Source organism: Kitasatospora sp. NPDC059577 (assembly GCF_042735475.1).
Classification (GTDB): domain Bacteria; phylum Actinomycetota; class Actinomycetes; order Streptomycetales; family Streptomycetaceae; genus Kitasatospora.
Window position 1 is genome coordinate 245,997 of the sequence record NZ_JBHWBZ010000001.1, and the last position, 24,104, is coordinate 270,100.

A 24,104-nucleotide genomic window follows, 5' to 3' on the forward strand; every position below is an offset into this window, starting at 1 on the left:
GCCGCCGCGCGGTTTGCGGCGGCCCGGGGGGGGGGGGCGGGGGGGACGGTCGCCGCGCGGGCGCTTCCTTGCCCCTGGCCCCGGGGCGGGAGCGTCGGTGACGGTCCGGGTCAGAAGGCGACGATGCCTTCGCCGCCGACGCCGCCGGGGACGGTCTGGGAGCCCAGCGCGGTGAGGGAGCCGTCGTCGTTGATCGCGAACTCGTCGACGATGCCGTTGACCCCGGTCTGGGCGTAGAGGAAGCGCCCGTTGGAGGAGACCGCGGCGTCGACGGTGCCGGGGTCGGTGGGCGTGTTGCCCAGGACGGTGAGTCGGCGGCCGCGGTCGGCGGTGCGCAACCCGGTGAGGGTCGAGCTGCCCGCGTTGGAGGCGTACAGCAGGTCGCGCACGCCGACGATCCAGCAGGTGGCCGACTGGCCGGTGGGCGCCTGCGTCACCTGGGAGGCCGAGCCGTCGCGGTGGACGACGAGGGTCGCGACGGCGTTGGTGCCGGCCTCGGCCAGGAACAGCCCGTGCGCGCCGTCGGGCACGAAGGCGAACGGCACGGCGCCGGGCAGGCTCGTGACCACGGGCGCGTCCGCGGGGGCGCCGGAGCGGTCGAGGTTGAACACCAGGAGGCTGCTGCCGTTCGCCTTGGTGGTGACGACGAGCTGGGAGCCCTCCCCGGTGAAGCCGACCTGCCCGGGGGTGTTGGTGAACTGGGGCGTGGCGTTCGGGTCGAGCCCCAGGCGGCGGTTCCAGTCGGACTCCGCACGGAGGCGTCCGGCGTGGACGGTGTAGCCCTGGATCGAGCCGCCGTCCAGGGCGTTGAGCACGTAGACGACGTCGTCGTGCACGGCGACGCTCACCGGGAAGCGGCCGCCGGAGTCGACCACCTGCCGCAGGGTGAGACGGTCGCCGTCCACGGAGAAGACGGTGACGGTGTCACTTCCGGCGTTCACCGCGTACAGCAGGGCGTGCCGGGGGTCGTAGGTGAGGGAGCCCTGGGAGGCGAGGTGGTCGGCGACGGAGCCGTCCAGCTGTCCGCCGAGGCCGTGGGTGTCGTAGGTGGCGGCCGGGGTCAGGCGTCCGTCGTCCGCCCGCCGGTAGGCGATGACCTGGTTGCCCGCCGGGTTGTCGTTCTGGACGAAGACGGCGTGGTTGCCGCCGTCGGGACGGCCCTGGCCGCCCCCGTGCTGCGCGGCGGATGCGGCGGGGGCGCCCAGGGCCGCGGTGGCGAGCGCGGTCGCGACGGCGATACGAGTGAGCTTCTGCACGGCGATCTGCTTCCTTGAGGAACTGGGGTCATGACGAAGGCCCGTGGTCGTGCCACGGCTTCGGATCGCACGGTATGTGACGATTTGTCATAACTCCCGGAAGCGCGGCGCTCCGTCGGACTGCTCCTGGGCGCCGCCGCGGTGCGGGCCGGGTCGGCCGGGGGTCGGCCGGGTCGGCCGCGTCAGCCGCGTTGCACGGTGACCCGGTCCACGGCCGTGCCGTCCTCGGTGACGGACCGCACGTCCATCCGCGCGGGCGCGCCCCCGGAAGCGGGCGTCACGTCGACCGCCACCAGGCAGTAGCCGGTGTAACGGACCCTGGACCAGCCGACCTTGACGGTCTGCTCGTGGCCGCTCCGGTCGGAGACGACCATCGGCACCGGGGCGTCGTTCCTGGTCTCGTGCCCGAGGTAGGTGTCGGAGGCCGGGAACGTGTAGAGCCCGCCGCCACCGCCGCCCGCGACGACGTACGTGGTGCCGTCCTTCACCGGGTCGACGGTGTCCCCGGAGGCGACCTTGCGGGTGGCCTTGCCGGCGCGGATGGGGTCGGTCCGCTCGTAGACGTGGTTGTGGCCGCTGAGCACCAGGTCCACCTGGTACTTGTCGAACAGCGGGGCCCAGTCCTGCTGCGCGCCGAGTTCGGCCCCGTTGTCGTGGCAGGTGGAGTACGTGCACTGGTGCAGGTAGACGACGATGAAGTCGATGCCGGGGTCGGCCCGCAGTGCGGCGAGCCGGCTGTCCAGCCACTTCTTCTGCTTGCCCTTGGTGTAGTCGAGGTTGGCGGGGGTGTTGAAGCAGACGTCGTTGCCGTCGAGGCTGATCAGGCCGACGTTCTGGTAGCGCCAGGAGTAGATGCCGGTCGACTGGCTCCAGGCGTTGTCGGGCATCGTGAACCGGGCGCGGACGCCGCCGTAGCCGTCGGGCCCGTACCACGGCTCCATCTCGTGGTTGCCGACCGCCACCATCCACGGGGTCCGCGCGGCGACGGGGTCGTTCTGCACGAAGAAGGAGTCCCACAGGCGGGCGTCGTAGGCGTCGCCGGTCTTGCCGCTGCCGCCGCTGTTGGCGTACGACAGGTCGCCCATGTGGAGGTGGAAGGCGGGGTCGAGGCCGGCGATCAGGTTGCCGGTGGCAGCGGCGTTGTACCCGATGCCCTGGTCGCCGAAGGCCGTGAAGGTGAACCCGGCGCCGCGTCCGGGGGCGGGCGCGGTGCGGAAGCTCGCCACGTCGCCGAGCCGGCCGCCCTGGCCCGCGGGGTCGAGGCCCTGGTGGCCGACGACGTAGTAGTAGGTGGTGTCCGGGATCAGCTGGTCCACCTGGGCGTGCAGGTAGTACTGGGTGACGGTGGTGGGCTTGATCAGGGGCTGGTCCTCGACCGGGTGCTGCCAGGCGAGTTTGCTGACCAGGGTGCGGACCTCGGCGGCGACCGGGGCGCCGAAGTCGCCGGGCCGGAGACCGATCCGGACGAAGGGGGCGGTCACCGCGTCCGGCACCTGCCAGGAGACGACGACCTGGCGGGACGGGTCGGCTCCGAAGGCGAGGTGACGGCCGAAGGGCCGGAGCGCGGACCCGGCGGTCCGGTCGCTCCGGGGCGTGGGGAGGGGCGGGGTGTCGAGGGCGGTGGGGCGCGGGGCGGCGGCCTGGGCGGTGCCGGGCAGCAGGAGGCCGCCGGCGAAGGCCGCTCCGCCCGCCGCGCCGACGCGCAGGAGGTCGCGTCGGGAGTGCCGTGGTGTCTCGGACATGACATCAAGTTAGGAAACTTCCCTAACCTTTGACAAGAGGGCGGGCGACACCGAATTCGGCTCCACCGGCGGCCAGTTGGGTGACGCCGCCGCCACCGTCCCGGACGCCGATTCGTGCGGCGGCCCCGACGAGTACGGGTCGGGCCTTCTCGCGCCCGACCTCGCACTCGCCCGCCGGCCGCCCGGGAGCTACCGGCCGGTCGGGTGCGTGCTCGCCTCGGCGACGACCCGGATCTCGTGGACGGCGTTGCGGTCCCCGGCGAGCGGCTGGACGCGTCCGGCGGAGTCGGTGGCCCGGCAGCGGATGCGGTGCGGGCCCGGGGCCAGGTCGTACGGCAGGCGGAAGCGCTGCCAGGCCGGGTCCGGGCCGCGGCGGTCCAGCGCGGCGGGCTGCCAGCCGGCGTCGTCCACGGAGACCTCGACGGACGTCACCTCGGTCGAACTCCAGGCGTAGCCCGCCAGTTCGCAGGTGCCGGCCGGGACGGAGCTTCCGTCGCCCGGGGCGAGCAGCTTGCTGCTGACGTCCTTCTCACGGACCGGCCGGGACTCGCTCTCGCCGGGCAGGACACGGGTGTACAGGCGGGTGGTGAAGAGGTGGTCGGGGCGGTCGGCGGCCAGCACGATCCGGCTCAGCCACTTGACCGAGTTGGTGCCGAACATCAGGGGCGCCACCGCCCGCACCGGGTATCCGTGGTCGGGGCGCAGCGGCTCGCCGTTCATGCCGTGCGCGAGGACGACCTCGGCGCCCGCCAGGTCGAGCGGCAGGTCCTTGAGGTAGCTCGTGCCGCTCTCCCCGCCGAAGTCGCCGGTGTCGGCGCCCTCCAGCCAGACGTGCCGGGCCTCCGGGAGCGGGCCGGCGAGTTCCAGGACGGCGGCGAGCGGGACGCCGGCCCACTCCACGTTGGTGACCGCACGGGTCGGCACGGTGGGGTGCAGCGGATTGCCGAAGCACTCGTGCACGGCGGTGAAGCGGGTCTGCGGCAGGCTCTGGAGCGTCGGGAAGTCCAGCCGCAGCGGACGCTCCACCAGGCCTTCGACGGTGAGCGACCAGGTCGCGGTGTCGAGCCGCGGATGCGGACCGAGGTGGTTGCGGACGAAGACCTCGTCGACGGGTGTGAGGAAGAGGTCGGGCGTCGGTGGATCGGTCCTGATCATCGGTCATGTCCCCCGTGTCGTGAGCGCTGTTGCGTGCGGTCGACTGTACAAGGAGCAACTGACAGCCCGGCCGTGCCGAGGTGCCCGCACCCGACCGTGCCACGCGTTCGGCAACGTCCGGCCCTGAGTCGCTTCGGTCGCTTCGGTCGCTCCCGGCGTCAGGGGCGCGTCAGGTCGGCCGGGCCCTGCCCGGCGGCCCACAGCGCGACCGCGATGTGGCTGTAGTCCGGGATGGACGACCCGGTGGCCTTCTCGTAGCGCACGGCGTCGGCGAGTCCGACCTTGCCGCCCGTCGCGAGGGACCTGTTCGTCGTCCACAGGAGGACACGCAGGTCTTCGTTCTCCAGGTCCAGGAGCGGTGCGGCGGGAATCAGCGGCACGCCGGTGCCGACCCGCCAGTCGGCCACCGCGGCCCAGAAACCGCTCACGCCGTCCCAGCAGACCGTGCTGCGGGGTCCGAGCAGCGGGCGGACCTCCTCGGTGGACCGGAAGACGTCGAGGCCGTGCGACACGAGGTTCTGGAGGTTCTCCAGGAACGTGACGACGAACCGGTACTCGGACTCGTCCGCCAGCAGTTCCTCGACGACGGCCAGGACCTCGGCGGTCGCGCCGTGGTCCCGCCGGGCCACCCGGTAGGCGACCTGCCGGCAGACGTCCAGGTCCTCGTCGGCGTCGACCGATCGGGCCCCGACACCCGCGAGGTCGAGGAGCCGCCGTGTCCGTCCGGCCGGTCGTCGTCTCCAGGGGATGCGCATCGTGGCCCTTTCCGCCCGCAGCGACGGCGATCATGGTCGCCCGTGGTCGGCCAGCATGCCACGGCGTTCGGAGCGTCCCGACGGGGCCCCCGGAATCTTCGCCGTCTGCGGCCTCGGCCTCGGCACCGGCACCGGCCTCGGCACCGGAACCGGCGTGGCCGGGCGGTCGGCGGTGTCCGCGCTGCCGCGTTCGGGGTGGGACCTGCCGGCGGGGGGAGCCTGGATGATCCAGGAGGAAGCCGCGGCCCACCTCGGCATCGGCCAGTACCACCTGAACGCCCTGACGTGCGTCACGCACCGCGTCGACATGGTCCGCACCACGGGCGGCAAGGAACTCGCCGTCGTACGCGCCGACGTCGAGGCCGAGAAGCACTGGCGCGCCACCGCCACCGTCGGGCAGAAGGTCTGGCGCCTCCTCAAGGACGCCCTCACGTGCCTGTGAGGAACTCGGTCGGTCGATCGGCCCGGTCGGTGGTCCGGGACCGGACCGGACCGGCGCGGCCCTGAAGGGCGCCGGTCCTGAGGGAGACCGGTTGCCGCTTCACCAGTCCCGGACGGCGATCAGCTCCTCCGCGTCCGCGTCCGGGAACCCGTAGGCCGACGCGACGAACCAGAACTCCTCGCCGATCCACTCACGCGCCACCGTCTCGATCTCGCTCCCGGCGGCCTCGAACTCCGCCTCCAGACGGTTGAACTCCTCCGTCGCGGCATGGGTGAGCGCATACAGGCCCCCGAGGTCCGACGGCTGCTCGGCCTCGATCCGCTCGCACAGCCGCAGCAGGACCGCCCTGCCCCGGTCGACGACGTGATCGGGGAAGTACGGGTCCTCGTACATCGGCCGCAGGAACGCGTGCCCTGCCACCCGCTGGTTCGTGATCGGCACGGTGCTTCCCCCTGCGTGGATGAGTGGATGTCCCGATGCGCAGATCATGCACGGCACCACTGACACCGGGGTCGTGCCCGCGTCCGACGCCGCCGCCCGGCCGGCGCACCGGGAGGAGGCACCCCCGGCTCGGGGGGGGCGTACGACCGGCCGCCGGGGGCCGTCCGGCCCCGCACACCCCGACCCGTCCGAACCCGTCCACTTCCGCGGGCGAAGCGATCGCGAATCCGGTGCCGTCAGGACTCGGACGGTCCCGGTCCGTCACTTTCTCGCAGCTCCTGACAACTGCCCGGGCACGGCGGAGCGGCCCCGACAGGATCGGCGCATGAGCGTGGCAGACATCGGCGCCGTCCTTCCCGCAGTGCTGGCCCTCCCCATCAGCGTCCTCGCGGCATGGTGGACCAGGCGTTCCGGCGACCGGGCGGCGGGCGCGACCCTGAGTGCGGGACACAGCCAGGCGAGCGCCGCCCTCGCGGCCGTTCACGTCCAGAAGCAGAACGAGCAGGAGCTCAGGCAGCAGACCGCGTTGGCGGACGCGTCGTCCGGCTTCCTCCGCGCGAGCGACGAACTGGTGGCGACGGTCCAACGGCTGTCCGAGGTCGACCACGACCGGCGGAGCGCGCAACTCGCCGACCACGGCACGGCCGTGGAATCGGCCTTCGGACCGCTGGAGCTGCTGGCGTCCCCGGACCTCATCTCCCGCGCCACGGGCCTGCTGCAGCACTGCCGGCGACTGGAGAAGCTGGCCCTCGACCGTGCGGTGCTGCGGTCGGCCGTGGCGGCGATGGAGGACGGCTGGTGCGACTCCGACGCCGAGGACTGCGACCACCCCGAGCACGGCTCGGCCTGGGTCGCGTGGTGCTTCCTCGTGGAATGGCCGGACATGGAGGCCGAGAAGAGGCGCGAGGAGCGGGGTCTGCTGGAGTTCTGTCTCCTGGAGAGCGGACGGATGTCGGAGGAGGACGCCGCCCGGGTGCTCGCCCTCGCGGACCGCTGCCCGAGCTCCTGGTCGGCGATGGTCGGAGGCCTTGTCCGCGACCCGCTGATGGAGCGCTTCACCTCCCTGCGCACGGAGTTCGTCGACGCCGCCCGGTCGGTGCGACCGCACCCGTCCGACGCGCCCGCCTCACCGGCAGCGACCACCTGACCGGCAGCGCCCGCCTCACCGGCAGCGCCCGCCGCTGTGCCCACCCGCGCGCTTGCGGAGGGGCGCGATGCCGAGCGTGTCCCCAGCCGGCACGTCTTGAACGCCGCTGCCGTTGCCGCTGCGTGGGAAGTCGGACCCGTCGACTTCCCACACAGCGCGCCTCGCCTACAGCGCGGCCCGGTACGCCTCCAAACGCTCGGCCAGCTCCTCCGGGTGGCCGAGCATCGGGAGGTGGTCGCCCGGCATCTCGTCCGGCCGGAAGCCGAGCCGCTCCTCGACCTGCCGCCGCACGAACGCGGGCGGGAAGAACCGGTCGCCGGCGGCCAGCAGATACCGGGTCGGCACCTCCGGCCAGGCCTCCAGCGGCCACGGAGTTCCGAACGGGGTGGCGGACTGTGGCCGCTGGTGCTCCGTGAGGAGTTCCTCGGCCAGTGCGGCCGGGGTGTCGTGCAGGAACAGGGCGCGCTCGTCCTCCTCCGCGCCCTCCGCCACACCCCTGGCACGGTCGGCTTCCCGCCGGTCCGCCCGGTAGCCGGTGTTCTCCCACCACTCGTCCGGCGACTCCCCGGGCGCCGGCACCTGCGCCTGGAGCAGCACCAACAGGTCCACCGGCAGCCGGTCGCACACCAGCGGGCCCGTGAAGCCGCCGAACGAGTGCGCGACGACCACGAGCCCGCCCGCCCGGCCGCCGACCGCCGCGACCACCGCGTCCGCGTACTCGGAGAGCCCGGCCGCATCGTCGTCGCACGGCAGTTCCGGCGCGACCACCTCGTGACCCCGCTCGCGCAGCCCGCCCGCCAGCGGCCCCCAGTACCAGGCGTCGGCAGCCGCGCCATGGATCAGAACGTACGTCGCCACGGATCACTCCCGTTCGGAACGGATCACTGCTGCGCCCCACCCGAGCCTACCGACCGGTCGGCCCCCGAACCGCCGGGCAGCGCCGAATGCTCACCCCAACGAAGGTCCGTCGAACGCCTGTTGGGGACGGTCCGGTGCTCCGAGGGGCCCGCACGCGGGGGTGGGCCGGGTCAACCGGAGTGGGGTGCCGGGTCGCCCTGTCGGCTGAACCGGACGGATTACCGCCCAACGGGTGGGCGCAGCGCGGACACTGGGCATTCCGGTGTCCCGCCGGTCCCGGCCTGTGCCGGCCGGCGAACACCCCGTACCCGTACCGACACCCCGTACCCGTACCCCGGTTCGCTGCCCACACCCGCACCCCGACGGCAGGAGTGCCATGACCTCGACCGGTTCGAACAGCACCGGCGCGAACACGACGACCACGGACACGACGACCGCGAGCACCTCCGCCACGGGCGCGACGAAGGGCGGCGCCGGGGTGTCCGAGAGCGAGCAGCTGCTGTTCGGCGGGCCGCTGCGCTACGACTACGGCTGGGCCAAGCACGAGTTCGTCGGTGCCAGGGTGACGTTCGGGACGGTCGCCCGGCAGATGCCCCGGTTCCTGGGGCTGGCCGGGCGGATGGCGTGGGCGGCCGACCGTACCGCGCTGGTGACGCTGGTGGGGGCCGAGGTGTTGCGCGGTGTCGCCGCCGCGGTGGTGCTGATCGCCACCAACCAGGCCCTCGGGCGGCTGCTGGCGCCCGGTGACGTGCGGACCGTCCTGCACGCCGCCGTCCCGGCGGTCGTCGCGGTCGGGGCGGTCTCCGCGCTGTCGGCCGTGCTGGCCGCCGTGTCCGGCCTGGCCTCGGGGCGGCTGGAACCGGCGGTGTTCCGCCGGGCCACGGTGGACTTCCTGGACGTCGTCTCGCGTTCCGAGCTGGAGGCGATCGAGGACCCGGAGTTCCTGGCCGAGGTCGACTCCGCCCGCTGGGGCGCCGGGTCGATCCAGCACATCATCGGACAGGCCACCGCCGTCCTCACCGCGACGTTCGCGCTGGTCTCCGCCGCCGGGGTGCTCTCCGTCCTCCACCCGGCGCTGCTGCCGATGCTGCTGCTCATCACCGCCCCGCGCGGCTGGGGCGCGGTCCGCACCGCCCGCCGCCGCTACCTGTCCACGCAGGCGATGCTCCAGCACAACCGGGCGAGCGGGCTCCTCGCGGACATGCTGATCCGCCCGTGGTCGGCGGCCGAGGTCCGGGTCCACGCGTGCGGACCGTTCCTGCTGCGGCACTACGAGCAGCTGGCCCGCACCGCCGAGCGCGAGCAGGCCCGGCTGGCCGGGGCGAAGGCGCGCACCGACCTGCTGACCGCCGCGCTGTCCGGTCTCGCCACCACGGGGGCGTTCGCGGTGCTGGGGTGGCTCGTCGGTACCGGTTCGATGCCGCTGGCGGTGGCTGGCACGGCCGTGGTCGCCATCCGCACCGGATCCTCGTCGATCGGCGGCCTGGTCGCCCAGATCAACAGCCTGTATGAGGAGTCCCTGTTCGTCGCGGACCTGGACCGGTTGCGCCGCGAGGGACACCGCCGGGCGATCCCCGACGGCGGCGCACCGCTGCCCGCGCGACCGGCCGAGATCCGGGTCGAGGACGTGACCTTCAGCTACCCGGGCCGCGACACCCCCGCCCTCGACCGGGTCAGCCTCACCATCCGCCGCGGCCAGGTCGTCGCGCTCGTCGGCGAGAACGGCTCCGGCAAGTCCACGCTCGCCCACCTCCTGTGCGGCGTCTACCGGCCGCACCGGGGCCGCATCCGGTGGGACGACGCCGACACCGCCACCGCGGACCGCGCCCAGCTGTTCGCCGGAATCGCCCTGCTCGCCCAGAACTTCCAGCGGTGGAGCTTCACCCTGCGCGCCAACCTCCTCCTCGGCCGCCCCGACGCACCCGGCACCCAGGAACGACTCGACGCCGCCGCCGGCTACGCCGACCTCGCCCCCGTCCTCGCCGACCTCGACCGCGGCTGGGACACCCTGCTGTCCAAGGGCTTCGAAGGTGGCGTCGGCATCTCCGGCGGACAGTGGCAGCGCGTCGCCCTCGCCCGGCTGCGCCACCGCGTCACCACGCCCGGGCCGGACGGGCGCCTGCCGCACCTGGTCGTCGTCGACGAGCCGACCAGCGCCCTGGACGCCAAGGCCGAGATCGAGGCCTTCGAGAAGATCCGCGGCCTCACCGAACTCGGCGTCAGCATCGTCCTCATCACCCACCGGCTCGCCGCCACCGCCCGCGCCGACCGCATCTACGTCCTCGACCACGGCCGCCTGATCGAAGAGGGCACCCACGCCGAACTGATGGCCGGACCCACCGCCTACCGCGAGGCCTACCGCCTCCAGGCCGCCCAGTACGGCATCGGCGACCGGCTGCCCCGCCAGAGCACCACCGGACCCGACCCCCGGGAGACGACGTGAGGCCCTTCCGCCCCACCTACGGGCAGCAGCCCTGGCCGGACGGACTGCGCGCCCTCCAGGTGTACGCCCTGCCCGACCTGCCGCCCGGTTCGCCCCTGCACACCCTGCTCGCCGACCTGCGCAAGGCCCTGGCCGGTTTCCCCGTGCTTCCGGTGCCCGACGACCGCACGCACATCACCCTCGACATGGTCACCTCCGGCCCCGCCGACACCGTCACCGAAGCCCAGCACCGCGACCTCGCCGACCACCTGCGCGCCGCCGTGGCCGGGACCGGGCCGCTCCGCCTCCAGGCCGGCTCCCCGATCGCCTACCGCACCGGCGTCCGCCTCGACCTCCACCCCGACGGCGAACTCGCCGCCCTCCAGCACCGCGTCCGCGGCGCCGTCCACCGGGTCTTCGGCCCCGACTCCACGGCCTACCCGCTCGGCGTGCTCCACGCCACCGCCGCCTACGCGGCCGCCGACACCGACACCGACGAACTGGCCCAGGCCATCCACCGGGTCCGGCCCGGGCACGCCCCGTTCACGGTGAGCCGGATCATCGTCAACGAGGTGTACTGGCGGCGCGTCCCGGTGGCCGGCACGGGCCTGCCGGGCCGTCAGATCTGCTGGGACACGCTCGCCACCGTCCCGCTCGACGACCAGGCGTACGGGCCGACGCGGTCGGTGGCGGGTGCGGCGGGTGCCTGAACCCGTCGATCGAGCACCTCGCGCATGGACCGCCCACCGACGTCACGGAAGGCGTCGTCCCACCAGTGGGTGTCGACCGCTTCCGGCCGGAGGTCACTCAGGCGCGTGAATGCCGCGCGGAGGCTCGGCGCGAAGTCGTCCGGCAGCCGGTACTCCAGCATGTCGAAGGCCGTGGGCCGGACGAGCCAGGGCCCGATCGTGCGGGTCAGCAGACCGGCGAAGTCCTCGTCGGTGAGCTGCGCTTCGGCGATCGCCTGCCCTGACGCTCCTTCCAGCAGGGTCCCGAGCGCGCCGGCGAGCCTTCCTTCACGTCGTGGTGTCAGGTACTCGGCACTGAAGCGCTCGAACTTCTCCGTGTGCATGTCGACGAACGACTTCAGCGAGGCCGTCGTCTCCGGATGGGTCAGCGCCATCCGGCGGATCAGGTCCCTCTTGCTGCCCTTGCAGGCCGTGTCGATGTCGAGCACGGCCATGACGGTGAGCATGTCGTAGGCCCAGGTGCGTCCGCCGAGGGCGAAGTCGGTGGCACCGACGAGTCCGCGGGTGGCCGTGGAGTCCAGCACGATCGAGCCGCTGTCGCCCTCCTGCGCTGCCGGGTCTCCGGGGTCCGAGCGGATCTGGAACAGGGTGTTGCCCACCCCCAGCAGGACGATCTTGCCGGTAGCCGACTGCATCTGTTGGGTGACACCGATCGCCTCGACCGTCCCGCTCTGGAGGCGGGTGGTGATCCCGCGACGGAGGACCCGCTCCCCGAGGGACGGCGGGAGGACGACGAAGGGGTGCTTCCCGGGGATCTCCAGGACGGAGAACTGCGGTCGCACTGGGGGATCGAGAGCGACGATCCCGGCATCCACCGTGCATTCGAAGGCGTTCTCGGACCCCAGCGGCGCGCGGTAGAACGGCACGATCCGCCTGCTCCGGCCGATGAACTCGGCCGGGAAGACGCCTCCGGCCCACGGCTGGAGCACGCGGGTGTCGGGCGGCAGCTCGAAGAGCCGGTCCGGGTCGCAGAGTACGTGGTTGTTGGTGAGGAGCACCGCGTCATAGGGCCACTGGCGGTCGTAGAACACTCCGGCGACCGTGCCCAGCATCGGGACCATGCTCTCGATCATGCAACCGCCCGGGACGGGGCGGTACTCGGCGAAGTCCACGGGCCCCGCGCAGAACCGGGGCATGGCCGTCTCGACGACGTCGGTGCGAACGGTCTCGCCGTTGACGGTCAGTTCACCGGGAACGCGCTGCAGTCGGGAGAGGTGCGTCGGCGGTTCCTTCCGCGACACATTGACGGTCACGCCGACGGTCTCGGTCCGGCGACCGGCCACGACCTTGTAGGCGACGCCCACGCCGGTCACGTTGGGAAGTCGCAGCAGCTCAGCGGTGTGGGCGCGGGCTGCGGCGAGGGGCGCCCGTGGCGGTTCGGGTTTCTGCGAGGCATGGGACATGGGGGCTCCTCGGTCCGGGCGGAGCGCGGGTGCGGCCCTCGCAGAAGACCGTCCCGGCCGTCAGAAGCGTTCGGTGGAACGTCCGTTGGTGGAAGTCCGTCGGTGGACGTGGGCCGGTGGACGTGGGCCGGCGTCATGTCGGCCGGTGGAATCCCGGCCTGCGCCCCCGTACGCACCCCTCACTGTGATTCTAGTCAGTCCTGCCCCGTGCGCACCCGCGCCTCCGCCGCGGTGCCGGGGGGCCGCGGGAGCCCGCCGCCGGTCGTCTCGGGGCGGGCGTCTCGGGGCGGGCGGGGCCGGCTTCCGTGCCGGACCTCAGGCGAGGACCGCGGGCTTGAGCACCCGGGTGCACCACTGCTCGAAGGTGGTGGGGGAGGAGGTGGCCGGGGTGCGGGTGACGCCGGCGTCGAGGCCCTCGTCCTTGGCCCGCTTCATGTCGACGACGGCCCGGACGAACTCCTCGTCGAGGCCGTAGCCGACGAGGGCGGTGTGCATCTCGTCGAGCGGCTGGCGTTCGTAGCGGACGGGGCGGCCGAGCTGTTCGGTCATGATGCGGGCCAGGTCGCGGGGGGACAGGTCCTGCGGCCCGAGGACGGGGACGCTGCCGGTGCCGGTCCACGAGCGGTCCAGCAGCAGGGCTTCGGCGGCGGCCGCGATGTCGGCGACGGCGACGAGGGGGACCTTGCGGTCCGGGTCGACGGTGTCGGTGAAGACGCCGTGTTCGCGGATCGAGTCGGCCTCCTCCAGGAGGTTCTCGAAGAAGGACGGGTTGGCCAGGGCGCGGTAGGAGACGCCGGAGCCGGCGATGAGGTCGTCCATGGCGAGGGAGGCGGTGACGAGGCCGGCCCGGTCGGCGAGCGGGGTGCCGCGGCCGAGCGCGGACACGCCGACGACGTGGCGGACGCCGTGGGCGGCGAACGCCTTGACGGCGGGTCGGGTGAAGCCGCTGAAGCCGTCCCGAGGGGGGAGGGAGGCGTCCGGGGGGACGAGCCAGAAGACGGCGTCCGCACCCTCGAAGGCCCGGTCGAGGACCGCGGCGTCCCCGTGCGAGCCGGTGACCACCTCGACGCGGCTGCGCGCCGCGTCCGGAAGCCGCGCGGGATCGCGCACGATCACGCGCAGGTCCTCGCCGGCGGCGGGGGCGGACTCCAGGAGCCGGGGGAGCAGGTGACGGCCGATGTTCCCGGTGGGAGCAGTGATGACGATCATGAAAGAACCTCGTAGGTCGTGCCGGTGCGGTACGTCCCTCATCCTGCTGAGGACCACTGCGGCGCGACAACGGGAACTTCGGCACGGAATCATTGACGGAAACGGAAAAGTGCTGGTGGGAGGCCCGGATCGGGCGCCGTCGGCGCAGAATCCCGCGATCGCTCCCGGCGCCCCGCCGGCCGGGCCGGGACGCCCGGCCGGGGCAGGACGCGTGACCGATCAGGACAACCGGCCGGGGCAGGCCGCGTGACCGATGGACACCCGGCCGGGGCAGGCCGCCTGGCCGATCAGGACCCCCGGCCGGGTCAGGACGCCTGGCCGGGCCAGGGGACGTCGACGGTCACCGCCGCGCCGTAGTCGACGCCCGGCACGGAGAACCCGTACAGGCGCCGGACGTGGGCGCGGAACCAGTCGAGGTCGGCGAGGCCCGCGATGGTGTCGGTGGTGGCGGCCTCCCAGCGTTCGGCGACGGCCGCCTGGACGTCGTCGGCGAGTTCCCAGGTGTCCAGGCGGATCCGGCCCTCGTCGTCCGGGGTGAGCGGGGCGGCACCGGTGAACTGGTCCCAGAGAGCCGCGAGTTGGTGGATCGGCGGGACCAGGCCGTCGCCGAGGACACCGCGCAACAGGCCGGTGTACAGGGCGATGCCCGGGATGGCGGTGGAGGACTGGGTGACGGCGGCGCCGTTGACGGAGGTGACGGCGCGCCCGCCCACTGTCCTGCGGAGCCGCTCGTCAAGGGTGCGGGCGGTGGCCTCCAGGTGGGCCTTGGCCGCGCCGATGGTGCCCTGCCGGTAGATCGCCGCCGTCAACGGCGAGCCGATGTACGACAGCGCGGCGGTGGTGAAGCCCTCGGCCAGGAGGCCCCGGCCGGCGAGGTGGTCGATCCAGCGTTCCCAGTCCGCGCCGCCCATCACGGCCACGGTCTGTTCGACGTCGTCGCCCCCGGCCGCTTCGGTCTCGACCTCGCGGACCTCGGGGACGCCCTGCTCGTCGAAGACGAGCGTCTTGGTGCGGTCGGCCCGGCCGATCGGCTTCAGGACGGAGGCGTACGTGGCGCCGCTGTCGGGGTCGGTGCGGCGGGGTGCGGCCACCGAGTGGATCAGGAAGTCCAGCCTGCCGCCGAATCGTTGCTCGATGAGGTCGGCGACCCGGTCCTTCATCGCGTCGGAGAACGCGTCGCCGTTGAGGAAGACCAGGTCCCGCCCGGCGGTGCGGGCGAGGTCGGCGGTGGCCGCCGTGCGGTACCAGCCGGCCGTGGCGGTGCGCCGGTCGGTGGCGGCCTTCTCGAAGGACACCGCGATCCCGCGGATGCCGGCGCGCTTGAGCCCGGCGAGGGTGGCCGCCAGGCCGTATCCCGCGGAGGAACCGACGATCAGCGCCACCGGCCCGGCACCTGACGGCACGTGGTCGGGCGCCGGGCAGCTCTGCCACATGTCGGCCACCAGCTGCCGGCAGCCCGCGGGGTGGGAGTCGAGGAAGAGGAATCCCCGGTTGCGGGGGGTGAGAACGCGCTCGCTCACGACGGCAGTCCTTCGGTCGGGCCGGAACAGGATCGCGGCGACCGCCCGGGCCGCCGCACCGGTGCAAGTCTGGGACCGCACGGAACGCGGGCAGGAGCCCTGCCCGGGACAATGATCACGAGCCGATCTTGGAGTGTTGCCACATCGCGGGCGTGGCCGGCCCGGGCTCGGGTGCCGGCACCGGCCCGGGTGCGGGCGGCGGTCACCGCACGGGCGGGTGGGCGGTGGGGCCGGCGCCGGATGCGAACCACCACGGAGACGGAAGCGGCCGTGCAGCGGGAGCACGCGCCGGCGGACCGGGAAGGCGACCGCGGTCCACCGCCCGGGTGTTGACCGTACGTCAGGGGCGGTAGTCGGTGAGGCCGTGGGTGGGGTGCCAGCCCTGGGTGCGGGCGCGGGTGAGGTCGAGGACGACGCCGCGGCTGAGGAGGTCGACGGCGTACGGGGTGAGGCCGGGGACGCGGCCGGTGCGGGCGGCGAGGCGGGCGAGGCCGGCGGGGAGGTGGGTGATGCGGGCGGGGAGGCGGTGGGCGGTGAGGACGTGGCGCAGGGCGGCGTCGCGGCGGTACGGGGTCGCGTCGGCGATGTTGTAGGCGCCGGGTGGCCAGGGCGGGGTGCCGGTGAGGCCGAGGGCGGCCAGGCAGGCGTCGGTGAGGTTGGCGACGGCGGTGAGGCTGAGCGGGATGTCACGGCCGGGCAGCGGCAGCAGGCCGTACCTGACGCGGGCGAGCAGTTGGGGGAGGAGGTGCGGGTCGCCGGGGCCGTAGACGGCGCGGGGGCGCAGGACGACGGCGCCGGCCGTGAGGGCGAGCCGTTCGGCGGCGGCTTTGGTGCGGCCGTAGCCGTTGAGGTGGCCGGCGGTGGTGGGGTGGTCCTCGGTGAGGGGGCGGGTGGTGCTGCCCGGCCGGGTGGTGCGGGCGGCGTCGGGTCCGCTGGTGCGGGCGGGGGTGCGCGGGTCGTAGACGCTGGCGCTGCTGACGTGGACGAGGGGACGGCCTGCGGCGGCGCGCAGGACGCGTTCGGTGCCGGTGACGTTGACGGTGTGCTGGTGGGCTTCGGCGGGGTGGCCCGGGGGCAGGTCGGCGACGGCGGCGGCGCAGTGGACGACGAGGTCGGCGTCCGTGAGGTCGGGGTCGCCGGCGGTGGCGTCCCAGGGGCGGTGGCGGCCGACCGGGCCGGGGCGGCGGCCGTGGCAGGTGACGTCCAGGCCGAGGGCGGCTGCGGTGCGGGCGAGGTGGGCGCCGCAGAAGCCGGTGGCGCCGGTGATCGCGAGGCGCATCAGGGCCTTCCGGGTCGGAGGGTGAGCTCGGCGTAGCCGGGCAGGGCGGAGCGGCGGTCGACCCGGGCGCGGGTGACGACCGGCTGGAGGGGCGCCAACGCGAGCAGCACATCGGCGAGTTGGGTGCGGGCGAGGCCGGCACCGGGACAGGCGTGCGGTCCGGCGCCGAAGACGGCCTGGGTGGCGTCCCGGCTGACGGCGGTGGGATCGCCGGCCGGGGGCCGGCGGTGGGCCCGGGCGGCGTGCCGGGCGACCAGGATCAGCCGGTTGCCGGCCCGTACGGGGTGCCCGGCGAGGGTGGTGTCGGCGGCGGCGACGCGGGGCAGCAGCGGGGACGGTGCGGTCAGGCGCAGGAGTTCGGCGGCCAGACGGGGTGCGGTCGTCTCGTTGACGGCGGGCCAGAGTCCGGCGTCGGCGCACCAGGCGACGGCCCGGGGCACGGCGGCCACGGTGGTGTTCACGGCGGCGACGGCGACCATGGCGTCGCACGGCCCGGGCAGCAGGGCGGTGAGCCGGGCCGCGGCGGCGGCCGCGCCTTGCCCGCGGCGGCGGAGGCCGGGGAGGTGGTCACGGGCGGCGTGGGCGGCGGCCTCGGCAGCCGCGTGCGCGAGCCGGTGCGGGCAGCCCGTCGCGCCGGTCAGGGCGGCGGCGGTGACACCGGCCAGCTCCCTCGCCAGCGCGACGAGTTCGATGTCGAGGTCGATGCCGAGGTCGAGGTCGCCGTCGGCTCGCTCCGGGATCCGTTCGGTGAGGACGGCCTGCCAGTGGGGGCGGATCCGCTGCAGCGCGGCGGTGTTCAGACTGGCGGAAAGGGCTCGGCGGGCGGTGCGGTGTTCGGCGCCGTCCTGGTCGAACAGCACGTCGCCGGCGGTGAGTTCGGCGGCCGCGCCGCCGGTGGTGCCGGATGCGGTGCGGTCCAGCGGCACCCGGGTGAGCGCCTCGTGGTAGGCCGCGGTGCCGTGCACCAGCAGGGTGCGGCCGAGCCGGACCACGGGGCGGCGGCGGGTGGCGGCGAGCAGGGCGAAGAGCAGCGGGTGGCTGTGGGTGTAGACCCGGCGGTCGCGGCGGCGGGCCCGGCGGGAACGGGCGGCGAGGGACGCGACGTCGGGCCGAACCGGCCCGCCGGCGAGGCCCGTTCGGGCGGCCGGTGGGACGGGTGGGCGGACGGGCGAGGGCACGGGCGGGTGTACGGGCGGGTGGTTCATCGTGTCAGCTCCCTCGCGCAGTGGGCGGCGGCCGCGGCCCGGTCGGGTTTGCGGGAGCGGCCCGCGAGCGGGACCTCGCCGAACAGGACGGCGTCGGGCCGCGCCGCGCCCATCCGGTCGAGCGGGCCGCGCAGGGCGGCGCGCAGCCGTCGCGGATCCGTACCCGGGGCGGGCTGGACCAGGGCGACCAGTCGTTCGTCACCGTCGCCGGCCGGAACCCCGACCAGGACGGCGAGTTCGACGCCCGGCAGGTGCAGTGCCGGTTCGTACAGGCCGGGGTAGATGTTCTCGGCGCGCCGCAGCACCATGTCCTTGAGCCGGCCGGCGAGGACGATGCGCCCGTCCGGGGTGAGGCCGGCGCGGTCGCCGGTGCGTACCCAGGGGTCGGGCTCCTCGCCGAGGTAGCGGTGGCGGACGCCCGGTCCGGTGAGCAGCAGTTCGCCGGTGCCGTCGCCCGAGCCGGTGCCCGTACCGTCGCCGGTGCTGTCGTCGTCGCCGCCGCCGCCCGAGCGCTTGCCGGAGCCGTCGTCGGCGAGACGGGCGCGGACGCCGGGCAGGGGAGCGCCGACCAGGTCGCCGTCCCCGTCGTAGGCACTCTTGTCCGCCTCCTCGACCGCGGCGGCCGGGAACAGCTCGGTCAACGCGTACACGCTCCAGGCCTGTTCGGCACCGGACTGCTTGACGCGCCGCAGCAGACCGGCGTCGGCGGGGGCGGAGCCCGTCCAGACCCGGCCGGTGAAGCGGGCCCCGGCGGCGAGCGCGGCGCGCAGCTGCGGCGGGGTGAGATAGGTGTGGCTGGGGGCGAGCCGGGCGAGCTGGCGGCCGAGTGCGGCGGGCCGACGGGCGGGCAGGGCGACGGCGGCGCCCGCGGCGAGTGCCGGGACGAGGACGAAAAAGGTGCCGCCGAGGACGACCGTCCCGGGGCGTGGGGCGACCAGGTCGGCGACGGTGCGCAGCCCGGCGGCCAGGCCGTCGCGGGTGTGCACGACGGCGCGCGGACGGGCGGTGGTGCCGGAGGTGAAGACGATCACCGCGTCGTCGCCGTCGATGCCGTCGATGCCGTCGAATCCGCCGGCGATTCCGCTGCCGCTGCCGATGCCGTCGCGGATACCGCCGTCGAGGCCGTCGCCGGCCCCGAAAGCGGCGGGCGGGGCGGCACCGGCCGGGCGTAGCCGCGGGGCGCAGCCAGGCAGGCGGCGGCCCAGGGTGGCGACCGGTCCGAGCGCGGCGAGGCGGGGCAGTGCGAGGTCGGCGCGGCGGGCGAGGGGCCCGGCCCAGCCGGCCACGGCCTGGGCGGCGGCGTCGGCGAGGACGAGGTCGGGGTGGGCCAGGGCGAGCCGGGCGGCGAGCACGTCCGGCCCGGCGGTGGGGTCGAGGACGGCGATGCGCAGGCCCAGCCGGTGCGCGGCGAGCATCACCGCCAGCGCGCGCGGTCCGGGGCGGACCGCGACGCCGACGGTCGCTCCGGGGCCGAGGCCGCGGGCGTGCAGGGCGGCGCCGTAGCCGTCGGCGAGGTCGGCGAGTTCGCCGCGGCGGATCACCGGGCGGACGGCGCCGGTGCGGGTGTGACGCAGGACGGCGGGCCGGTCGGGGTGGACGGTGCGCAGGGCGTGGGCGAGGCGTTCGAGCACGGCAGGGGCTGCTTTCGGGGCTCGGGAGCGGTAGGGCCACCGGAACGGAGGAACAGAGGAACGGCGGAGCGGGGGCCGGAGGCCTCAGCGGACGTCGACGGGGCGCGGGCCGGCGCCGCGTTCCAGGTACCAGCGCGCCGTGCCCAGTACGCCGTACGCGCGGATCCGCCGGGTGGAGTTCTGCACCACCATGTCGCGGCTGCGCACCACCGCCGTGGTGTGCAGGCGGACCTTGTTGAGGAAGGCCCGGTCGGTGGGGGAGGGCCGGCGGGGCATGCCGCCGACGGCCTGGTACAGCTCGGCGGTGATCGCCATGTTGTTGCCCGCGTGCATCCGGTACGGCGTCAGGTAGCCGTGCCGGCGGCGGTGCGCGGGCCGGACCCGGCCGAAGAAGGCGCCGAGCGCGACCAGCACCAGGAACACCGCGCGCCCGGCCGGCCCGTGCTCGTCGCGGCGGGCGGTGACCCGGCCGCAGACCAGCCCGCCCGAGGCGACCATGGCGGCCCGGGCGGCGGCCGTCCAGCCGGGTTCGGGCAGGCAGTCCGCGTCGGTGCGGGCGAGCAGGGTGGCGCCGCGGGCGATGGCGTGGCGGAACGCGGTGTCCACCGCGGAGCCGACGCCCTTCTCCGGTTCGACCAGCACCTCGACCGGGAACGGCGCGCGGGCGGCGAAGTCCCGGACGGCGGCGGTGGTGCCGTCGGTGGAGCCGTTGTCGACGACGAGCAGGGTGAAGTCCCGGTCGCGCTGGGCGGCGAGGGCGTGCAGCACGCCCCCGATCCGGGCCTCCTCCTGGTAGGCGGGGACCACCACCCACAGGTCGGTCCTCACGACGCCTCCCAGACCATGGCCATCAGGCTGACGCCGCCACCGAGACCGATCAGCAGGACCTTCTCACCGGGCGTCAACGTTCCATGAATCCGGTCGAGTTGCACGCCAAGCGTGGCACTGGCGACGTTGCCGAGCTCCGGCACGGTGACCACCAGCTTCTCCGCCGGTACCCCGGTCAGTTCGACGAAGCCCTCCAGGTACGGGACCGTCACCTGGTGGACCAGGACGCGGGCGTAGTCGTCCCAGTCGAGGCCGGTACGGTCGGCGAGCCGGGCCAGGACGGCGGGGCCGATCTCCTCGAAGATGCCGCGCAACTCCTTGCCGCCGCCCCGGAAGTAGCTGTGTTCGTCACCGCGCGGGTGCCGGGAGCCGCCGCCGGGAATGCCACCGGCCTCCCAGTGCTGCGAGGCGGTGGCGGTCTCGACCTCCAGGATGCCGCCGCGCTCCACGGCTTCGACGACGACGGCCGCCCCGGCGTCGCCGAAGGTGTAGCCGGCGAAGCCCTCCCGGACCTCCTTCGCGGAGACCGGAGTGCGGCGCATCGCCCGGCTCGGGGTCTCGCCGGTGACGACCAGGGCCCGCCGGGCCCGTCCGGCCAGGATCATCGCCCGGGCCAGGTCGATCCCGTTGAGGAAGCTGTTGCAGGCGTTGCTGACGTCCAACGCGTGGGCGTGTGTGCCGAGTTCGGTCTGCACGATGTGGGCGGTGGCCGGTTCGCAGACGTCCCGGGTGGCGGAGGCGAACAGCAGCAGGTCCACGTCCCGCGGGTGCAGCCCGCGCGCGGCGAGGGCCCGCCGCGCGGCGCCGACGGCGAGGGTGGAGGCGAACTCGTCGTCGGCGGCGAAGTGCCGGGTGCGGATGCCGGTCGCCTTCTCGAACAACCCGTCCGGCAGGGCGAGCCGGCCGCCCGCGCAGACCTCGTCCTGGAGCTGCCGGGAGCCGAGCCGGCGGGCGGGCAGATGGGAGCCGACGGCGGTGATGCCGATCCTCGGTATCGCTGCTGGATGCATGCTTCCCATGCTCCGGCGCTCACGGGCCGGCGAGCCTGAGTACGGGTACTCATCCCGGCCCGACCGGCTACCCGGTTCGGTCCGGGGCCGGCGGACCGGTGCGGTCCTGCTCCGGTGCGGAACTCCGTTTCACCGCCCTTGCCTTGGTTTTCGTGCGCACCGGTGGCGAGGTCTGGCAGACTCCGTGGCCACGCCCCCAGTTGTGAGCGAGCTGCGCGGCTGGCTCGCCGGGTTGGACGACGACCAGCTCGGCCGACTCCTGCAGATCCCGACGAACCTCCCCGTCGCCGCTGGTATCCGGACGCAGGGAAGAGCCCCGGGCAGCGGGTGGCGCCGGCGCGAGCTGCGCGCCGCGCGGACCCACCTCGCGACCCTGCCGCTCGCCGGGCTGCGACTGATCACCCGCCAGGCCGGCGGCTACGCGGCCCATCTGCTCGCCCACGGTCACGACTGCCAGGAACAGGACGCGCTCTCCCCAGGGCCGGAACAGCTGCGGCAGATGCTGACCGACCTCGAACCCCTTCTGGCGCGGGCCTATCTCCACGCCCTGGCCGATCTGGACCCCTCGGTCCTGGGACCGCACGGGGAACAGCTGCCCGAACTCGCCGCCTGCGCCGACGCGCCGGGCGTACCGGTGCGGTGCTCCTGCGGCGGCACATCACCGGAACCGTCCGATCCTTCCTGCCCGACCTCCGAGTCAGAGAGTCACGATCAGGTGAAGAACCAGCCCGCCACCGCTGCGGAACTCTCACTCTCCGCGGCCGAATTGCGCGAGACCGCGAGCGGACTGGCGGCCGTGCTGCGCGCCACCGCCGAACTGCTGCGCGGAATGGAACTCAACATGCTGGCCCGAGCCAGGCGGGACGGGCACGTCAGGCTCACCCTCCCGCAGAGCGCCCGCCTCGCCGTCCTGCTCGACGCCCGCAACTGCCTCTCGCACCGGGAACCGCTCCGCACCGAACCGTTGGCGAGGCTGTACGAGCACCTCAGCTCGTGACGCCGGCCGGCGCGGCCGTCGTTGCCGTGCCGTGCCGTGCCGTGCCGTGCCGTTGTCGTAGCCGTTGCCGGCCGCCTGGGGGTTCAGTGTCTCCTCGTCAGGTGGTCGAGGACGGTCCGGCCGCGGGTCGTCTGCCAGCGTGACCGTGCCTGGCGGATGACCGTGTCCCACTGCTGGCGGACCTCGTTGTCCGGCGGGCGTTCGCCGCGGCCGATCCGGTCCAGCTCGTTCTGCACCTCCCGGCCGAGGGCTGCCGAGCCCACGGTCGCGAGCATGGCGCCGAACAGGGCGGAGAGCATGGCGAAGACCGCGCCGATCGCGCCGTAGCGGTCCGTGTAGGAGTTGAAGAGGTGGGGCAGGTACACGCTCATGGCCACCGAGTAACCGCCCAGCGCGGTCGCCCCGATGACCCCGAACGGTACGAGGTCGAGCCGGGGGATCCGGCCTGCGGACAGGAACCGGCCGCCCCAGATGAGGAAGGCGGCGGTCAGCGGCGCCTCCACGACGGCCGCTGTCAGTTCCAGCGGTCGGCGGCCGAGAAGGGCGTGCACCCAACTGCTCAGGGCGGTGTACACGGCCAGCAGGGCGATCCACTTCAGGCCGTTCACCGTGTTGCGGACACTCAACGGCTGGAGTTCCCAGCCCTGTTCGAAGAGCCGCTGGGCGGCCCGCGCGAAGCTCAGCACCGAGACGAGGAGGAAGGCGATCCCGAAGAGCCCCGCCGTGGTCCACCCGCTCGACGAGGCGAGGATGTGGCGGACGGCGTCGGCGCCGTCCCCGGTGAGGCCGTAGCGGTCGATGACGCGCTGGGCGATGTCCTTGCCGCCCAGCCGGACCACGACCGAACTGAGGAGGATGGCCAGCGGCACCAGGGCCGTCAGCGCGGAGGAGGCCAGGGCCATCGAGCGGTCGAAACCCACGAGCCGCTGGAACCGGCTGACCACGCGCAGCGCGAAGGCCGGGCGGAGCCAGAAGGTCGCCGCCCTCAGGATGGTCTCGCGGCTGATCCGTGTCGTGGGGCCCTCCGGCGTAGCGGTGGCGGGTCGTCGCCGGAGTGATCCTCCCGCGCCGGGTCCGATCGGGCCCGGCAACCCGCCGGGTGTGGTCCTTCGGGTGTCGCCGCGGAGGCGCAGCGCACGCGGGGTGAGGACGGGCGACGCGGGAGGGTCGTCACCGGGGGCCGGACACGGACGTACGGCCCCCGCCGCCTTCGGCAGCCCTCCCGGGCCGCGAGCCGGTGGCGGCGGAGCCCGTCGCCCCCACGGGTCAGCCCAGCGTCACGCCGCGCTCCCGGGCCAGCTCCTCCAGGCCGTACCGGGCCACGTGGTCGGCGTTGCCCAGGTCGATCGTCCGGACGCCGGCGGCGGCCAGCCGCTCGTTGACCTCGTCCAGGTGCTGCCGGACGAGCTGCTTCTCGGCGTCGGTGGTGCGGCCCTTGTGCGGCTTTCCGGCGTGCTCCAGGCTGGCGTAGTTGACCCGCTCCCTGACGCCGGCGGGAGCCGCCTGCACCGGGACGGTCCGGGCCACCCGCTTGGCGCCGCGCAGCACCTCGGCCATCGGGGCCGCCGACGCCAGCCGGTTGAACGCCTCGGCCTCCAGGACGACCGTCTCCGGCTCCTCGGCGTCCGGGTAGTGCAGCTCGACCGTCACCAGGTCGAGCGCCAGCTCCTCCACCGCGCCGAGCTCATCCGCCAGCGCCTCGATCTCGACCGGGCCGTCCTCCAGCTCGGGGTGCTGGCGCACCACGATGCGCACCAGGTCGCCGTCGTCCTCCACGTGCTTGCCGGTCAGGTCCGAGAACCGGATGATCTTCTGGCCCATGTCTGCCTCTCGCGATGACTGTGATCAGCCGAGAGCCTAGCCCGGACCGGCCCGCACCCGGTCGAACTGGCGATCGGTCAGCCGAGCGGCGGGCCGGCCGGGCCGACTGTGCATCGGATCACCTCCCCCGGTGCCCAGCCCGCGACGGCGGGCGCCGCCCGGTGGAACACGAACGTGTCGGAGTCGTCATCGGAGCCGACACCTCCTTCGACACCTGCCACGCCCCGGCGGTCC

Annotated in this window: 21 protein-coding genes; 5 read left to right on the forward strand and 16 right to left on the reverse strand. The window is 74.3% G+C overall.

The window, feature by feature from the left end; all coding sequences use genetic code 11:
* Positions 1 to 110 precede the first annotated feature (110 nt).
* From ACFV0O_RS01195 to ACFV0O_RS01210, 4 genes are all read right to left on the reverse strand, one after another.
* Positions 111 to 1,256 (reverse strand): lactonase family protein, encoded by a 1,146-nt coding sequence (locus tag ACFV0O_RS01195; RefSeq protein ID WP_380334579.1) that lies wholly within the window; start codon positions 1,254 to 1,256, stop codon positions 111 to 113.
* A 182-nt stretch (positions 1,257 to 1,438) separates the two neighbouring features.
* A complete protein-coding gene (locus ACFV0O_RS01200) occupies positions 1,439 to 2,998 on the reverse strand; it encodes a purple acid phosphatase family protein (RefSeq protein WP_380334582.1) in 1,560 nt (519 codons plus the stop codon).
* 189 nt (positions 2,999 to 3,187) lie between these two features.
* Positions 3,188 to 4,153, reverse strand: a complete 966-nt coding sequence (locus tag ACFV0O_RS01205; protein ID WP_380334585.1) for a molybdopterin-dependent oxidoreductase — start codon at positions 4,151 to 4,153, stop codon at positions 3,188 to 3,190.
* Positions 4,154 to 4,311: 158 nt separating this feature from the next.
* A complete protein-coding gene (locus ACFV0O_RS01210) occupies positions 4,312 to 4,908 on the reverse strand; it encodes a hypothetical protein (RefSeq protein WP_380334588.1) in 597 nt (198 codons plus the stop codon).
* Between the two features lie 55 nt (positions 4,909 to 4,963).
* On the opposite strand from ACFV0O_RS01210, the gene ACFV0O_RS01215 reads away from it, so the two are divergent.
* Positions 4,964 to 5,350: a hypothetical protein gene (locus ACFV0O_RS01215; RefSeq protein ID WP_380334591.1), complete on the forward strand. Its 387-nt coding sequence runs from the start codon at positions 4,964 to 4,966 to the stop codon at positions 5,348 to 5,350.
* A gap of 99 nt (positions 5,351 to 5,449) precedes the next feature.
* On the opposite strand, the gene ACFV0O_RS01220 is transcribed toward ACFV0O_RS01215, so the two are convergent.
* The gene (locus ACFV0O_RS01220) at positions 5,450 to 5,791 is read right to left on the reverse strand and encodes a DUF5713 family protein (protein ID WP_380334594.1); all 342 of its coding nucleotides are present in this window, start codon (positions 5,789 to 5,791) and stop codon (positions 5,450 to 5,452) included.
* Positions 5,792 to 6,116: 325 nt separating this feature from the next.
* On the opposite strand from ACFV0O_RS01220, the gene ACFV0O_RS01225 reads away from it, so the two are divergent.
* Positions 6,117 to 6,938 carry a hypothetical protein gene (locus tag ACFV0O_RS01225; RefSeq protein WP_380334597.1) on the forward strand — a complete coding sequence of 274 codons (822 nt, stop codon included), beginning with the start codon at positions 6,117 to 6,119 and terminating at the stop codon, positions 6,936 to 6,938.
* A gap of 165 nt (positions 6,939 to 7,103) precedes the next feature.
* On the opposite strand, the gene ACFV0O_RS01230 is transcribed toward ACFV0O_RS01225, so the two are convergent.
* Positions 7,104 to 7,796: an alpha/beta fold hydrolase gene (locus tag ACFV0O_RS01230; RefSeq protein WP_380334598.1), complete on the reverse strand. Its 693-nt coding sequence runs from the start codon at positions 7,794 to 7,796 to the stop codon at positions 7,104 to 7,106.
* A gap of 376 nt (positions 7,797 to 8,172) precedes the next feature.
* Between ACFV0O_RS01230 and ACFV0O_RS01235 the strand changes: the two genes are divergently transcribed.
* Together ACFV0O_RS01235 and ACFV0O_RS01240 are read left to right on the forward strand one after the other, a co-directional pair.
* Positions 8,173 to 10,239, forward strand: coding sequence for an ABC transporter ATP-binding protein (locus ACFV0O_RS01235; protein WP_380334601.1), 2,067 nt, complete (start codon positions 8,173 to 8,175; stop codon positions 10,237 to 10,239).
* The gene (locus ACFV0O_RS01240) at positions 10,236 to 10,928 is read left to right on the forward strand and encodes a 2'-5' RNA ligase family protein (protein ID WP_380334604.1); all 693 of its coding nucleotides are present in this window, start codon (positions 10,236 to 10,238) and stop codon (positions 10,926 to 10,928) included. Before ACFV0O_RS01235 ends, ACFV0O_RS01240 begins: the two co-directional genes overlap by 4 nt.
* On the opposite strand, the gene ACFV0O_RS01245 is transcribed toward ACFV0O_RS01240, so the two are convergent.
* The 8 genes from ACFV0O_RS01245 to ACFV0O_RS01280 form a co-directional block, all read right to left on the reverse strand.
* The gene (locus ACFV0O_RS01245) at positions 10,838 to 12,370 is read right to left on the reverse strand and encodes a hypothetical protein (protein ID WP_380334606.1); all 1,533 of its coding nucleotides are present in this window, start codon (positions 12,368 to 12,370) and stop codon (positions 10,838 to 10,840) included. The two genes, ACFV0O_RS01240 and ACFV0O_RS01245, sit on opposite strands and share 91 nt — an antisense overlap.
* Before the next feature lie 315 nt (positions 12,371 to 12,685).
* Positions 12,686 to 13,579 carry an NAD(P)H-binding protein gene (locus ACFV0O_RS01250; protein ID WP_380334609.1) on the reverse strand — a complete coding sequence of 298 codons (894 nt, stop codon included), beginning with the start codon at positions 13,577 to 13,579 and terminating at the stop codon, positions 12,686 to 12,688.
* A 305-nt stretch (positions 13,580 to 13,884) separates the two neighbouring features.
* Entirely contained in the window at positions 13,885 to 15,099 is a 1,215-nt protein-coding gene (fabV, locus tag ACFV0O_RS01255; RefSeq protein WP_380334612.1) for an enoyl-[acyl-carrier-protein] reductase FabV, read from the reverse strand.
* A gap of 340 nt (positions 15,100 to 15,439) precedes the next feature.
* Entirely contained in the window at positions 15,440 to 16,378 is a 939-nt protein-coding gene (locus tag ACFV0O_RS01260) for an NAD-dependent epimerase/dehydratase family protein (protein WP_380334615.1), read from the reverse strand.
* The gene (locus tag ACFV0O_RS01265; protein ID WP_380334618.1) at positions 16,378 to 17,583 is read right to left on the reverse strand and encodes a cytochrome P450; all 1,206 of its coding nucleotides are present in this window, start codon (positions 17,581 to 17,583) and stop codon (positions 16,378 to 16,380) included. The genes ACFV0O_RS01260 and ACFV0O_RS01265 overlap by 1 nt, the downstream gene beginning before the upstream one ends.
* Positions 17,580 to 19,214 (reverse strand): AMP-binding protein, encoded by a 1,635-nt coding sequence (locus ACFV0O_RS01270; RefSeq protein ID WP_380334622.1) that lies wholly within the window; start codon positions 19,212 to 19,214, stop codon positions 17,580 to 17,582. Before ACFV0O_RS01270 ends, ACFV0O_RS01265 begins: the two co-directional genes overlap by 4 nt.
* 84 nt (positions 19,215 to 19,298) lie before the next feature.
* Entirely contained in the window at positions 19,299 to 20,042 is a 744-nt protein-coding gene (locus ACFV0O_RS01275) for a glycosyltransferase (protein ID WP_380334625.1), read from the reverse strand.
* Positions 20,039 to 21,052 (reverse strand): 3-oxoacyl-ACP synthase III family protein, encoded by a 1,014-nt coding sequence (locus tag ACFV0O_RS01280; RefSeq protein WP_380334627.1) that lies wholly within the window; start codon positions 21,050 to 21,052, stop codon positions 20,039 to 20,041. Before ACFV0O_RS01280 ends, ACFV0O_RS01275 begins: the two co-directional genes overlap by 4 nt.
* 202 nt (positions 21,053 to 21,254) lie before the next feature.
* On the opposite strand from ACFV0O_RS01280, the gene ACFV0O_RS01285 reads away from it, so the two are divergent.
* A complete protein-coding gene (locus ACFV0O_RS01285; protein ID WP_380334630.1) occupies positions 21,255 to 22,049 on the forward strand; it encodes a hypothetical protein in 795 nt (264 codons plus the stop codon).
* Between the two features lie 83 nt (positions 22,050 to 22,132).
* Here the strand turns inward: ACFV0O_RS01285 and ACFV0O_RS01290 are convergent, their stop codons facing one another.
* Positions 22,133 to 22,969, reverse strand: coding sequence for a hypothetical protein (locus ACFV0O_RS01290; RefSeq protein WP_380334632.1), 837 nt, complete (start codon positions 22,967 to 22,969; stop codon positions 22,133 to 22,135).
* Positions 22,970 to 23,315: 346 nt separating this feature from the next.
* Positions 23,316 to 23,870 carry a hypothetical protein gene (locus tag ACFV0O_RS01295; protein ID WP_380334635.1) on the reverse strand — a complete coding sequence of 185 codons (555 nt, stop codon included), beginning with the start codon at positions 23,868 to 23,870 and terminating at the stop codon, positions 23,316 to 23,318.
* Between the last annotated feature and the right edge of the window lie 234 nt (positions 23,871 to 24,104).

Excerpts from the sequence above, each read along its gene's own strand:
- ACFV0O_RS01210 (WP_380334588.1), bottom strand. The coding sequence starts at position 4,908 with ATGCGCATCCCCTGGAGACGACGACCGGCCGGACGGACACGGCGGCTC.
- ACFV0O_RS01205 (WP_380334585.1), bottom strand. The coding sequence starts at position 4,153 with ATGATCAGGACCGATCCACCGACGCCCGACCTCTTCCTCACACCCGTC.
- ACFV0O_RS01200 (WP_380334582.1), bottom strand. The coding sequence starts at position 2,998 with ATGTCCGAGACACCACGGCACTCCCGACGCGACCTCCTGCGCGTCGGC.
- ACFV0O_RS01250 (WP_380334609.1), bottom strand. The coding sequence starts at position 13,579 with ATGATCGTCATCACTGCTCCCACCGGGAACATCGGCCGTCACCTGCTC.
- ACFV0O_RS01235 (WP_380334601.1), top strand. The coding sequence starts at position 8,173 with ATGACCTCGACCGGTTCGAACAGCACCGGCGCGAACACGACGACCACG.
- ACFV0O_RS01260 (WP_380334615.1), bottom strand. The coding sequence starts at position 16,378 with ATGCGCCTCGCGATCACCGGCGCCACCGGCTTCTGCGGCGCCCACCTC.
- ACFV0O_RS01295 (WP_380334635.1), bottom strand. The coding sequence starts at position 23,870 with ATGGGCCAGAAGATCATCCGGTTCTCGGACCTGACCGGCAAGCACGTG.
- ACFV0O_RS01215 (WP_380334591.1), top strand. The coding sequence starts at position 4,964 with ATGCCACGGCGTTCGGAGCGTCCCGACGGGGCCCCCGGAATCTTCGCC.
- ACFV0O_RS01280 (WP_380334627.1), bottom strand. The coding sequence starts at position 21,052 with ATGCATCCAGCAGCGATACCGAGGATCGGCATCACCGCCGTCGGCTCC.
- ACFV0O_RS01265 (WP_380334618.1), bottom strand. The coding sequence starts at position 17,583 with ATGAACCACCCGCCCGTACACCCGCCCGTGCCCTCGCCCGTCCGCCCA.
- ACFV0O_RS01245 (WP_380334606.1), bottom strand. The coding sequence starts at position 12,370 with ATGTCCCATGCCTCGCAGAAACCCGAACCGCCACGGGCGCCCCTCGCC.
- ACFV0O_RS01225 (WP_380334597.1), top strand. The coding sequence starts at position 6,117 with ATGAGCGTGGCAGACATCGGCGCCGTCCTTCCCGCAGTGCTGGCCCTC.